At 68.8% G+C, this 12,362-nt stretch carries 12 protein-coding genes; 3 read left to right on the plus strand and 9 right to left on the minus strand.

The genetic code is table 11. The annotated features are described in order from the left end of the window. Positions 1 to 96 precede the first annotated feature (96 nt). The 3 genes from ACWDR4_RS37845 (at position 97) to ACWDR4_RS37855 (ending at position 2,516) form a co-directional block, all read left to right on the plus strand. Positions 97 to 516 (plus strand): VOC family protein, encoded by a 420-nt coding sequence (locus ACWDR4_RS37845; RefSeq protein WP_369033211.1) that lies wholly within the window; start codon positions 97 to 99, stop codon positions 514 to 516. A gap of 36 nt (positions 517 to 552) precedes the next feature. Further along, positions 553 to 1,674 carry an LOG family protein gene (locus ACWDR4_RS37850; protein ID WP_450415257.1) on the plus strand — a complete coding sequence of 374 codons (1,122 nt, stop codon included), beginning with the start codon at positions 553 to 555 and terminating at the stop codon, positions 1,672 to 1,674. A gap of 152 nt (positions 1,675 to 1,826) precedes the next feature. Next, entirely contained in the window at positions 1,827 to 2,516 is a 690-nt protein-coding gene (locus ACWDR4_RS37855) for an LAETG motif-containing sortase-dependent surface protein (protein WP_450415258.1), read from the plus strand. A 107-nt stretch (positions 2,517 to 2,623) separates the two neighbouring features. Here the strand turns inward: ACWDR4_RS37855 and ACWDR4_RS37860 are convergent, their stop codons facing one another. The 9 genes from ACWDR4_RS37860 to pyrH form a co-directional block, all read right to left on the minus strand. Then, a complete protein-coding gene (locus tag ACWDR4_RS37860) occupies positions 2,624 to 3,421 on the minus strand; it encodes a maleylpyruvate isomerase family mycothiol-dependent enzyme (RefSeq protein ID WP_450415259.1) in 798 nt (265 codons plus the stop codon). A gap of 173 nt (positions 3,422 to 3,594) precedes the next feature. Continuing rightward, entirely contained in the window at positions 3,595 to 4,629 is a 1,035-nt protein-coding gene (locus ACWDR4_RS37865; protein WP_450415260.1) for an ABC transporter ATP-binding protein, read from the minus strand. A 2-nt stretch (positions 4,630 to 4,631) separates the two neighbouring features. Then, a complete protein-coding gene (locus ACWDR4_RS37870; protein WP_450415261.1) occupies positions 4,632 to 6,326 on the minus strand; it encodes an ABC transporter permease in 1,695 nt (564 codons plus the stop codon). Continuing rightward, complete coding sequence (locus ACWDR4_RS37875; protein ID WP_450415262.1) at positions 6,302 to 7,381, minus strand: thiamine ABC transporter substrate-binding protein; 1,080 nt, start codon at positions 7,379 to 7,381, stop codon at positions 6,302 to 6,304. Before ACWDR4_RS37875 ends, ACWDR4_RS37870 begins: the two co-directional genes overlap by 25 nt. Positions 7,382 to 7,632: 251 nt before the next feature. Next, positions 7,633 to 8,739 (minus strand): 23S rRNA (adenine(2503)-C(2))-methyltransferase RlmN, encoded by a 1,107-nt coding sequence (gene rlmN / locus ACWDR4_RS37880; protein WP_450415263.1) that lies wholly within the window; start codon positions 8,737 to 8,739, stop codon positions 7,633 to 7,635. 99 nt (positions 8,740 to 8,838) lie between these two features. Continuing rightward, complete coding sequence (locus tag ACWDR4_RS37885; RefSeq protein ID WP_450415265.1) at positions 8,839 to 9,510, minus strand: hypothetical protein; 672 nt, start codon at positions 9,508 to 9,510, stop codon at positions 8,839 to 8,841. Between the two features lie 172 nt (positions 9,511 to 9,682). Continuing rightward, a complete protein-coding gene (locus ACWDR4_RS37890) occupies positions 9,683 to 10,810 on the minus strand; it encodes a phosphatidate cytidylyltransferase (RefSeq protein ID WP_450415266.1) in 1,128 nt (375 codons plus the stop codon). Next, positions 10,810 to 11,367: a ribosome recycling factor gene (gene frr, locus ACWDR4_RS37895; protein WP_053739750.1), complete on the minus strand. Its 558-nt coding sequence runs from the start codon at positions 11,365 to 11,367 to the stop codon at positions 10,810 to 10,812. Before frr ends, ACWDR4_RS37890 begins: the two co-directional genes overlap by 1 nt. A 153-nt stretch (positions 11,368 to 11,520) precedes the next feature. Beyond that, the gene (gene pyrH, locus ACWDR4_RS37900) at positions 11,521 to 12,279 is read right to left on the minus strand and encodes a UMP kinase (RefSeq protein WP_450415269.1); all 759 of its coding nucleotides are present in this window, start codon (positions 12,277 to 12,279) and stop codon (positions 11,521 to 11,523) included. Positions 12,280 to 12,362 lie beyond the last annotated feature (83 nt).

The following is a 12,362-nucleotide window of genomic DNA, read 5'->3' on the forward strand; positions in this document are numbered from 1 at the left end:
GACTCGTACGAAAAAATCCCGCACCCGCCGATGAGTTCCGCCCGACCCCCGGGTCTACCCCTCCGAACAGCACACATCCGAATGGGAGAGACTCCGATGACTTCGCCGACCTACCAGCAGATGATCTTCGTGAACCTGCCCGTGAACGACCTCGGTGCCTCGAAGAAGTTCTTCACGGAACTCGGCTACACGATCAACCCGCAGTTCAGCGACGACAACGCCGCGTCCATCGTGATCAGCGACACCATCGTCGCGATGCTGCTCACCAAGGCGTTCTACGCGACCTTCACCCAGAAGGAGATCGCGGACGCGACGAAGACCAGCGAGGTGCTGGTCGCGCTGAGCGCCGAGAGCCGCGAGAAGGTCGACGAGCTGGTCGACAAGGCGCTCGCCGCGGGTGGTTCCCCGGCCGGCCAGACGCAAGACCTCGGTTTCATGTACGGCCGCTCGTTCGACGACCTCGACGGCCACACCTGGGAGGTCGTGTGGATGGACCCGGCGGCTGTCCAGGGCTAGTCCGAGCACGTACACGGACCGTGCTTACATGGGCGGGTGCAGACGAGCCCCGCCCATGCGGCCCACCACGACGACCGTGAGATCGAGACGCTGGAGGAGTTCGACGCCGTGGTCTCGGCGCGCGGCACCCTCGCCGGATTCCGCGTCCAGGCAGTCGATCTGACGGACCGTACGAAGGAACTGCTGACCAGCGACACCGCGGGCGCCGTCTTCCTCGGCTGCCCGATGCGGCAGGACGCGGCGGCGAAGGTCCGCGCGGGCGGCGCTCTGGTCTTCCCGCCCGCCCCCGACCTGCCGTTCGACCCGTACCGCGGCCATCCCTACGCACCGGACGAGCTGTTCGCCGGGCTCGACAAGGGCTACGAGCGGACACCCGACGCCCTGGCGTACGCCTGGTTCCAGCGCACCAAGGCCGACGGCGACATCTTCGCGTCGATGCTGCGCTCCGTCCACGACGACTCCGTCACCGACGCCCTCGACGAACTCCTGCGCGGGACACAGGTGGTGGGGGTGATGGGCGGGCACGCGATGGCACGCGGGACCGAGGCGTACGCCGGTGCCGCGCGCCTGGGGCGTGAGCTGACGCGCGCCGGGTTCACGGTGGCCACGGGCGGCGGCCCGGGCGCGATGGAGGCGGCGAACCTCGGGGCGTACGCGGCGCCCTTCGAGGACGCCATGCTCGACGAGGCGTGCGAACTCCTCGCCGGGGCACCGTCGTTCACGCCCTCGATCACCGACTGGGCGCGCGCCGCGTTCGAGGTCCGTACCCGCTGGCCGCGCGGCGGCAATTCGGTCGGCATCCCGACCTGGTTCTACGGACACGAGCCGCCGAACGCCTTCGCCTCGCACATCGCCAAGTACTTCGCCAACGCCACCCGCGAGGACGGCCTGCTGGCCCGCTCGAACGCGGGGGTCGTCTTCCTGCCGGGCGCCGCCGGGACCGTACAGGAGATCTTCGACAACGCGACCCCGAACTACTACCAGTCGCGCGGCGAGCCCACGCCCATGGTGCTCGTGAACCGCGCCCACTGGACCGAGCGGCTGCCCGCCTGGCCGCTGCTCCGGTCACTCGCACGGGAGCGGGCGATGGAGGACCGAATTGCCCTGGTCGACCGGATCGAGGAGGCTCCGGAGGCCTTGAAACGTCTCGCTGGTTAACGGGTAGGCAAAACCAATCCCTGTAGCCCGCATACGGATTGACAGCCCTTATCCCGCGCTTATAAACCTGTGAGACTCCTGGGGGTGACGAGGTGATGAGGTCTCTTCACTCCCTCCACCCCCCTCAGTTGCGCATCCCGTGAAGGGCAATCGTGTCCATATCTCGCCGTACCGCACGTTCCGTGCGTTTTCTCGGTGTCGCCTCCGCCTCGGCCGCGCTCGCGCTGGGTGTCGCCGGCAACGCGTTCGCCTGCAACATCAGTGAGTTCTCCGCCGTCGCCAAGTGCGACGGCGAAAAGGGTGTCATCAGCGTCACCGACAAGGACCCGTCGGGCACCCCGGCCACGGTCACCGTGTACCTGGGCGACAAGGTCATCGGCTCCGAGGACGTCGTGGGCACCCGCGAGGGCGTCACCGTCGACTTCTCCGAGGACTGGGCGCCGAACACGACGTACCGCGTCCACGTCAAGGCCGGCAACCAGGTCGACGAGTACGTCAAGCCGGACGTGACCACCCCGGGCGACGCCTGCAAGACGGAGCCGACCCCGACGCCGACCCCGCCGGCCTCGGAGACCCCGGAGCCGTCCGAGCCCGCGACGCCGACCCCGTCGGCCTCGGAGCCCGAGGAGTCGGCCACCCCGACCCCGTCGGCCGACGAGAGCACCCCGGGTGCCCCCGCCAGCAGCGTTCCGACGCCCGCGGGCGGCAGCTCCAACCTCGCCGAGACCGGCGCCAGCTCGAACACCGGCGTGATCGCCGGTATCGCGGCTGCCCTGGTCGCCGTCGGCGGCGGCGCCGTCTTCTTGGGCATGCGCCGTCGTGGAGCGTCCAGCAACAGCTGACGTTCCGCAGCAGTACCTGTATCGGTATCAGTTGTACGTTGTGGCCCGCTCCTCGTCAGGGAGGCGGGCCACTCCGCTGTCGCGGAGGACAGCCTGTGGCCTGATCGTCAGTCGAAGGTGGCCCTCTCCAGCCAGAACTCCAACAGCTCCCGTTCGCCGAGGATCTCCAACTCCGGACTGTCCAGCGGGAGTCGACGGTAGAAGGCGAGCAGGACGTCGGTGAGGGGTCCGCGCAGAGCGACCGTAGCTTTCTCATGACCGCGACGCCACACAACACCACCTTCGGTGAGCTCGACGAGCCACTCGGCGTTCAACTCCGGTGCGGTGTCCGTGGCATGAAGATGAATGCTGCGCCCCACCCCCCGCAACTCCCTCGCCGCGTCGTGCGGATCGTTCCGCTGCACGAACTCGACGATCTGCAGCCACTCGTCGATCGCGTCGGCGGCGATGCCAGGCGCCACCTCGTACGGCAGCCCGGCGGCGAGGGTCGCGTCCGCGCGGTGGACGGTGATCTCGTGGGCCATCCGCCGCGCCCAGAACCCCGAGTTGAGGATCCCGGCCCACGCCCACACCTTGGTGTCCGGCCCGGCCTCACGCAACGCCCCGACAACCAACTCACCGGTCTCGGCAAGCCAGGCGTCGAGCGCACCGACATCGCCCCGCACCTCAGGCCCGCCACTCAGAGGAACGTCCTCCTCATCAACGTTCTCGTCGGCCCGCGTACGCACCAGCGTGTCCACCCACCGCAGAGCACCACCGGTGTGCCGCACCAACTGCTCCAACGACCAGTCGGGGCAGGTAGGCACAGTCGCGGCCAGATCGACACCGGAGGTCACGACAGCCCTCAACTGTCCAACCTGGTGGGCGATTTCATCGCAATAACGGTCATGTGCGAGAGTCGTCATACCTCGCACCCTAATGCCGCACCTTCAACCCGGGCCGGGTATTTTCCGCCCGGCACCATCCAGCCTGTCCGGCGTTTGAGGACGAGCGCGTTCAGCGCGATAGGGGGGTCTGGGGGCGCAGCCCCCAGGGATGGGACGGGTAGGGGCGGCGGGGGCGAGAAAAGCACCCCCACTCACCCGAGCACGACAGTCTCCGCCCCATCAAAGACCACCCCCACCACATCCCCCAGCCCAGGCGCCTCCCGCAACGCACACGCAGCCTCCACCCGAGGCACATCCCCGGACGCATCCTCAGGCTGAAGCCGCACAGCAACATGCGTACCCCGAAAGGTCCGCGCAGCCACAACACACCGCAGCCCCTCCTCGGCAGCCACCAACCGCACACCAGCAGGCCGCACAAGCACCATACGCACCCCCTGCAAGCTGCCCTCGGGCACCGGCACCTTCCCCCATGCCGTATCCGCGACCAGCCCACTCACCGTCGCCTCAACAACATTGTCGAACCCGAGAAACCGCGCCACGAACTCATCAACAGGCCGCTGCCACACCTCAAGAGGCGTACCGGACTGAGCGATCCGCCCATCACGCATCACCACCACCCGGTCGGCAAGAGCAAAGGCCTCACCCTGGTCATGGGTGACCGCAAGCACGGTGGTCCCCAACCGCCCGAAGAGTTCCCGGAGTTCGACAACAAGCCGCTCCCGCAGCGAACGGTCCAACTGACCCAGCGGCTCGTCGAGCATCAGCAGCCGAGGCCGGGGCGCAAGGGCCCGGGCAAGAGCCACCCGCTGCTGCTCCCCACCGGACAACGAGGCAACGGCCCGCCCCGCAGCCCCCGGCAACCCCACCAGCTCCAGCAACTCCCGCACACGCAGGCCCTGTTGCTCCTTGGACACGTGATGCATCCGCAACCCGAACCCGACATTGCCACCGACATCCCGCTGCGGGAACAGCTGATGGTCCTGGAACATCAGCCCGACCCCCCGCTTGTGCGCGGGCACCCCGGCAAGATCCCGCCCGTCGAGCAACACCCGCCCCGCGTCCAGCGACTGAAGCCCGGCAACCGCCCTCAGCAACGTCGACTTACCACTGCCGCTCGGCCCGAGCACACACACGATCTCGTGCTCGGCAACATCGAGGCCGACGCCATCCAGCACGGCCCGCGCCCCGAACCGAACGGTCGCTCCTTCAAGACTGAGCATGGCCATGGTCAGAACTCCCCCGTCCGATCGGTCCGCAGCCGCTCCAGCACCAACAGAGCCACCGCACACACCACCATCAAGATCGTCGAAAGGGCCATCGCCTGGCCGTAGTTGAGGTCACCCGGGCGACCCAGCAAGCGGGCCACGGCGACCGGCAGGGTCGGATTGTCGGGCCGCGCGATGAACACGGTCGCCCCGAACTCGCCCAGCGACACGGCGAACGCGAACCCCGCCGCGACCAGCAGCGCCCGCCGCACGATCGGCAGATCCACCTCGCGCCAGACCCGCCAGGGCGAGGCCCCGAGCACAGCAGCCGCCTCCCGCAACCGCCCGTCCACCGCCCGCAGCACCGGCAGCATGGTCCGCACCACGAACGGCACCCCGACCAGCGCCTGGGCAAGCGGTACGAGGATCCAGCTGCTGCGCAGATCGAGCGGCGGCTCGTCGAGCGCGATGAGGAACCCGAACCCGACGGTCACCGCCGACACCCCGAGCGGCAGCATCAACAGCGCGTCGAACCCTCGCACGATCCGCCCTGCATCGCGCCGCGTGAGCGCCACGGCGGCCAGCGACCCCACGACGACGGCGATACCGGTGGCGGCGAGGGCGTACTGGAGCGAGTTCCCGATGGCGGCGATCGGCGCGACGAGAAAGATCCCCGAGTCGTCGCTGGTGAGCGCCCTGTAGTACCCGAAACCCGCCCCACCAGGCGTATCGAACGACCGCTGCACAAGAACACCGAGCGGCAGCACGAGCAACAAGGCGATACTCGCCAGCACTCCACCCAACAGCGCCCACTGCCCCCGCCCGCGCGGCCGGCGTGAGGTGGTCTCCGGCGCCACGAGCCGCAGCGCGCTCTCCCGCCGCCGTACCGTCCCGGCGTGCACGGCGAGGATCGCGCCCACGGCCACGAATTGCACGATGGTCAGCACAGCGGCCGTACCGAGGTCGAAGATCTCCGAGGTCTGCCGGTAGATCTCCACTTCGAGGGTGGCGAAGGTCGGTCCGCCGAGGATCTGCACGACCCCGAAGGAGGTGAAGGTGAAGAGGAAGACCATGAGCACGGCGGCGGCGACGGCGGGCGCGAGAGCGGGCAGGGTGACCTGCCGCCAGGCCGCGAACCGCGATGCACCGAGCACCCGCGCGGCCTCCTCCTGGCGCGGGTCGAGCTGCGCCCAGAGCCCACCAACGGTCCTGACGACGACGGCGTAGTTGAAGAAGACATGCGCGAGCAGGATCGCCCACACGGTCGTGTCCAGCCGTACGCCCCACAGCTCGTCGAGCAGCCCGCCGCGTCCGACCAGCGCCAGGAACGCCGTACCGACGACGACGGTCGGCAGCACGAACGGCACGGTCACCACGGCCCGCAGAATCTGCTTGCCCCTGAAATCGAAGCGCGCGAAGACATACGCGCCCGGGAGCGCGATCAGCAGCGTGAGCACGGTGGACGCGAGCGCCTGCCAGGCGGTGAACCAGAGGACGTGCCGAATACCGGAGTCCCCCAGCACCTCCCCCACTTGCCCGAACCGCCATACCCCGTCGACGTGCAGACCGCGCGCGACGATCGCGGCGACGGGGTAGGCGAAGAAGAGCGCGAAGAAGACGACGGGCACCACGAGCAGGGCACCGCGCAGAACGGCACCCTTCCCGCGTCGGGCGGCCGGACCTGCCTCCGGGGCTACTTCAGTACGAGCGATGTCCACGACTTGACCCACTGGTCACGGTGTTCGGCGATCTTCGCGGGGGCCATGGTCTCGGGGTCCTTGGCCTGCGGCCCGTACTCGGTGAACTCGGCGGGCACCTGGGCGCCCTCCCGCACGGGGTACACGAACATGTTGAGCGGCATGTCCTCCTGGAAGGTCTTGCCGACCAGGAAGTCGAGCAGCGCCTTGCCGCCCTCGCTGTTCCGGGCGTTGCTCAGCAGCCCGGCGTACTCGACCTGCCGGAAGCAGGTGCCGGTCGCGACCCCGGTCGGGGCGGTGGCGGGCTTCGGGTCGGCGAAGATCACCTCGGCGGGCGGCGAGGAGGCGTACGAGACGACGAGCGGCCGGTCGCCCTTGGCCTTCTTGCCGCCGGCCGACCCGGAGAACTCCTCGTTGTAGGCCTGCTCCCACCCGTCGACGACCTTGACGCCGTTGGCCTGGAGCTTCTTCCAGTAGCCCTGCCAACCGTCGTCGCCGTACTTGGCGGCGCTGCCGAGCAGGAAGCCGAGCCCGGGCGAGGAGGTGGAGGCGTTCTCGGTGACGAGGAGATCCTTGTAGGCGGGCTTGATCAGATCGTCGAACGTCTCGGGCGGGGTCAGCTTGTGCTCGCTGAACCAGGCCTTGTCGTAGTTGACGCAGATGTCCCCGGTGTCGATCGGCGTGACCCGGTGCTTGTCGTCGTCCGTCCGGTACGCGGGCAGGATCGCGTCGGCGCCCTTCACCTCGTACGACTGGAAGAGCCCGTTGTCGAGCGCGCGGGAGAGGAGGGTGTTGTCGACGCCGAAGAAGACATCGCCCTGCGGGTTGTCCTTGGTCAGGATCGCCTTGTTGACGGCCTGCCCGGCGTCGCCGTCCTTGAGGACCTTGACGGTGTACCCGGACTGCTTCTCGAAGGCGGCGAGAACGCTCTTGGAGACGGCCCACGAGTCATGGCTGACGAGGGTGACGGTCTTGGAGCCCGTCGAACCGCTGCCGCCGTCCTCGGACCCGCACGCGGCCAGCGTGACGAGCCCCAGCCCGACGGCCACGGCTGTGACCTGCTTGGTGATGCCCACTGGATTTCTTCCTCCTGGGATGACCAGGAAGAGACGCGGCCCTGCCCGGGGCCTCATGGAGGGTTCCCGGGCAGGGCGCAACAGCAAGAGTGATGACCGAACTTCCTACCCAGAATGACCTGGGCGAGGTTCAGAGGGTCTGCGGCCCACCAATGTGATCTGGCTGCCGCACTCTCAGCGCTGTGGCGCTCCCCTGTCGGAATATGAAGATATGTAGGTACGACGTAAGACTACCGCTCGATCGCCGCAGACTACCGCTCGGTGGCCGCGAGCTGGCCACACGCCCCGTCGATCTCCTGCCCCCGGGTGTCCCGAACGGTGACGGGCACTCCGTGCGCGGCGATCGCCTCGACGAACGCCTTCTCGTCCTCGGGCCGCGAGGCGGTCCACTTGGACCCCGGAGTCGGGTTCAGCGGGATCAGGTTGACATGCACGGGCTTGCCCCGGAGCAGCCGCCCGAGGCGGTCACCGCGCCAGGCCTGGTCGTTGATGTCCCTGATCAGCGCGTACTCGATGGACAGCCGGCGCCCCGACTTGGCCGCGTACTCCCACCCGGCGTCGAGAACCTCCCGCACCTTCCACCGTGTGTTGACGGGTACGAGGGTGTCGCGCAGTTCGTCGTCGGGTGCGTGCAGGGAGATGGCGAGCCGGCACTTGAAGCCCTCGTCGGAGAACCGGTTGATGGCCGGCACCAGCCCGACGGTCGAGACGGTGATCCCCCGCTGCGACAGCCCGAGCCCGTCCGGCTCGGGGTCGGTCAGCGCACGGATGGCACCGACGACCCGCTTGTAGTTGGCGAGGGGCTCGCCCATGCCCATGAAAACGATGTTGGAGAGCCGCGCGGGGCCCCCGGGGATCTCCCCGTCCCGAAGCGCCCGCATCCCGTCCACGATCTGATGCACGATCTCGGCGGTGGACAGATTCCGGTCCAGCCCGGCCTGCCCGGTCGCGCAGAACGGGCAGTTCATCCCGCACCCCGCCTGCGAGCTGATGCACATGGTCACCCGGTCCGGGTACCGCATGAGCACCGACTCGACGAGCGTCCCGTCGACCATCCGCCACAGTGTCTTGCGGGTGGTCTCCTGGTCGGTCGACAGATGCCGGACGACCGTCATCAGCTCCGGAAGCAACGCCTCCTGGAGCTTGGCGCGCGAGGCGGCCGGGATGTTGGTCCACTCGGCCGGGTCGTGCGCGAACCGCGCGAAGTAGTGCTGCGAGAGCTGCTTGGCACGAAACGGCTTCTCACCGATCGCGGCAACGGCCTCTTTACGCTCGGCGGGCGTGAGATCGGCAAGATGCCGCGGCGGCTTCTGGGCTCCGCGCGGGGCGACGAATGTGAGTTCTCCGGGCTTAGGCATGGCTGTACCAGTGTCGCAGACATCCGGACAGCCCCTCGCCGCCCTGTGGACAACCTCAGGAGCAGGCACAGAATCCCAGGTCAGCGGGCCCCTACATACTCACCGCGGCGCCGCCGCCATCGCCCCCCGCAGTTCCGCCACCTCTCGCTCCAGCTCGCGGTAGTGGTCGCTGACCTTGCGTCGGGCCGTCGGTGTGACGTGGCCGCCGTCCAGTTCGGTCAGGCGGGCGCCCAGGGCGGTGAGGGCCGTCTGCCAGCCGTGCCAGCCGTCGGCGCCCTCAGTGGCGGCCAGCTCGTCCTGGGCGGCACGCAGGGCCGCGTGGGCCCCCTCCCGCAGCGGGACCAGGTCGGCGCGCAGCCGTTCGGTGCGCTCACGGAGATAGGCCAGGGACTCGCCGACCCCGGCGAACGTCTCCCCCAGCCCGGTCATCGACCCGGTGTGCTCCCCGAGCGCCGCCAGCCAAGGAGCGGCCACCTCGACGCCGTGCTCGGCCGCCTCGACGGTTGCCGTACGGATCTCCTGGTACTGCTGGGACACGCTATCCAGGTCGGCGAAGACGGTCACCGCGCCGAGCGTCTGCTCGCGGATGGTGTCCGAGGGCAGCCCGTCGCCCTGGTCGAGCAGCGCTTCGAGCCGCGCCAGCTCGCCCCGCACCTCCCGGCGCAGCTCCAGCAGGGCCTGATGCGCCGCGTCGGCCGCCTCGACGGGACCGGTGACAGCGGCCAGCCCCTCGGCCTGCCGCTGGCGTCTCGCACGACTACGCCCCCACATGCACGCCACCCCTTCCGGACACATCGACCACAGTGAAGTCGATCTTAGGTTCGAAAGGGGTGGTTTCAGGCCGACGTAGGTATTTCAAAGGAAACCCGGACCGTACTGGAACATTCCGACCGGACCCATCCCCGCCGTCGTCCTCGCCATCGTCCCCGCCATCGCCCTGCCCTCAGCCCACGAAGGCGACGAACAGCAGCCACACGACCGGAGCCGTCGGCAGCAGCGAGTCCAGCCGGTCCATGATGCCGCCGTGACCCGGCAGCAGCGTGCCCATGTCCTTGATGCCCAGGTCCCGCTTGATCATGGACTCGCCGAGGTCGCCGAGCGTGGCGCTGACCGCGACCGAGAGGCCGAGCAGCAGGCCCTGCCACCAGGTGCCCTCGTCGATCGCGAACTCCATCAGCAGCGCGCCCGCCGCCATCGCGAACACGACCGCCCCCAGCATGCCCTCGCGGGTCTTGCCGGGGCTGATGCGCGGAGCGAGCTTGTGCTTGCCGAAGCGCCAGCCGATCGCGTACGCGCCGGTGTCGCTGACGACGGTCAGCAGCAGGAACGTCATGACGCGCTGCGCCCCGTCGTCGGCGGTGAGCATCATCGCGACGAACGTGGCCAGGAACGGGACGTAGAAGGCCGCGAAGACGCCTGCCGTGACGTCCTTGAGGTAGCCCTCCGGTGGTTCCGTCATACGCCAGACCAGGACCGCGAGCGCGGTGAGCGCCATCGCGACCCACGCGCCCTCGGCACCCCGGACGTATCCGGAGACGACCATCGCGGCCCCGCCGAGCGCGAGCGGCACCAGGGGTGCCTTGATGCCCTTGCGCTCCTGGAGCCGGGACGTCAGCTCCCACAGGCCCACCACGACGGCGACGACTATCACGCCGACGAAGACGGCCTTGACGACGAACAGCGACGCGATGATGACCGCACCCAGCCCGAAAGCGACCCCTATGGCCGCGCCCAGGTCCCGGCCCGCGCTCTTCTTCTGCGGGGCGGGGGCGGGCTGGGCGGCGTCGTCGGGCGTGGGCATGTAATCCGGCTTCTGCGGCACCGTCCCGTGGGGCTGCGCCTGTGGCATCTCGTCGCGGAACAAGGGGCCGCCCGGCCGAGCGGCCCCCCGGTCGTCATCCTGGTCCCCGCCATGTTCGGGTACGTCGGGCACGATGGGCATGGGGCGAGTCTGCTGCGCGTGGTGCGCATCGTATGCGGGACCCGCCGGGGCAGCCCCCTGGACAGGCCCCCGGTCGGACGGCCCCCAGTACCCGGCGTGTGGCGGCGCCCCCCAGGAAGAGTCGTTCATCAGACTTCGAGAAGCTCCGCTTCCTTGTGCTTGAGGAGCTCGTCCACCTGCGCGACGTACTTCGCGGTGGTGTCGTCGAGTTCCTTCTCCGCGCGGCGGCCCTCGTCCTCGCCGACCTCGCCGTCCTTGACGAACTTGTCGATGGCGTCCTTGGCCTTGCGGCGGATGGACCGGATCGAGATCTTGGAGTCCTCGGCCTTGGTCCGGGCGACCTTGATGTAGTCCTTGCGGCGCTCCTGGGTGAGTTCGGGGAACACCACGCGGATGATGTTTCCGTCGTTGCTCGGGTTGACGCCGAGGTCGGAGTCGCGGATCGCCTGCTCGATGTTGCGCAGCGCGCTCTTGTCGAACGGGGTCACCACGGCCATGCGCGGTTCGGGCACGGAGAACGAGGCCAGCTGGTTGATCGGCGTCAGCGCGCCGTAGTAGTCGGCCACGATCTTGTTGAACATCGCCGGGTGCGCACGACCGGTGCGGATCGCGGCGAAGTCCTCCTTGGCGACCACGACGGCCTTCTCCATCTTCTCCTCGGCCTCGAGGAGGGTCTCTTCGATCACCACTTGCTCCTGCGTGTCTTGAGTAGGCCCGGCTGCTGTTCGGTCAGGGTCGGCGGCCGGCTGCGTCGCGTCTTCTTCCTGCACGGTTCCCGACCGGCAGGCCATTGTCCATCCCCCGCTCAGGGTCCGTCCCCGGGCAGGGCTGATCCCCGGTCAGTCCCGGCTGCCCTGTTCACCGACGAGAGTGCCGATCTTCTCACCCTTGACGGCTCGCGCGATATTGCCCTCGGCCAGAAGCTCGAAGACGAGGATCGGGAGCTTGTTGTCGCGGCACAGCGTGATCGCGGTCATGTCGGCGACCTTGAGGTCCCGGGTGATGACCTCGCCGTAGCCGAGCGAGTCGAACTTGACGGCTTCGGGGTTGGTCTTCGGGTCGGAGTCGTAGACCCCGTCCACGCCGTTCTTGCCCATCAGCAGCGCCTCGGCGTCGATCTCCAGGGCGCGCTGTGCGGCGGTCGTGTCGGTGGAGAAGTACGGCATGCCCATACCGGCGCCGAAGATGACCACACGGCCCTTCTCCAGGTGCCGTACGGCGCGCAGCGGGATGTACGGCTCGGCGACCTGCCCCATGGTGATGGCGGTCTGCACCCGGCTGTCGATGCCCTCCTTCTCCAGGAAGTCCTGGAGGGCGAGGCAGTTCATGACGGTGCCGAGCATGCCCATGTAGTCCGAGCGGGCCCGGTCCATGCCGCGCTGCTGGAGTTCCGCGCCGCGAAAGAAGTTGCCGCCGCCGAGGACCACGGCGATCTGGGACCCGTCGCGCACGACGGCCGCGATCTCGCGGGCAATCTTGTGCACCACGTCAGGGTCGACGCCCAGGCCCCCGCCACCGGAGAAGGCCTCTCCGGACAGCTTCAGCATGTACCGGCCGCGTACCTTGCCGTCGTCGCTCTTCTTGGCCTTGGTGGTCATGGAGATCTCGCCTCTTCACGTGTCACACATACGAAGAAGGCCACTGCCGGTGGGGTGTCGATCGCATCCCATGCTCGGCAATG

It is taken from the genome of Streptomyces sp. NPDC000878, from assembly GCF_053599695.1.

Coding starts and splice junctions, on each gene's coding strand:
- rlmN (WP_450415263.1), bottom strand. CDS start 8,739: ATGCCTAAGCCCGGAGAACTCACATTCGTCGCCCCGCGCGGAGCCCAG.
- pyrH (WP_450415269.1), bottom strand. CDS start 12,279: ATGACCACCAAGGCCAAGAAGAGCGACGACGGCAAGGTACGCGGCCGG.
- ACWDR4_RS37890 (WP_450415266.1), bottom strand. CDS start 10,810: ATGAACGACTCTTCCTGGGGGGCGCCGCCACACGCCGGGTACTGGGGG.
- ACWDR4_RS37865 (WP_450415260.1), bottom strand. CDS start 4,629: ATGGCCATGCTCAGTCTTGAAGGAGCGACCGTTCGGTTCGGGGCGCGG.
- ACWDR4_RS37860 (WP_450415259.1), bottom strand. CDS start 3,421: ATGACGACTCTCGCACATGACCGTTATTGCGATGAAATCGCCCACCAG.
- ACWDR4_RS37885 (WP_450415265.1), bottom strand. CDS start 9,510: ATGTGGGGGCGTAGTCGTGCGAGACGCCAGCGGCAGGCCGAGGGGCTG.
- ACWDR4_RS37845 (WP_369033211.1), top strand. CDS start 97: ATGACTTCGCCGACCTACCAGCAGATGATCTTCGTGAACCTGCCCGTG.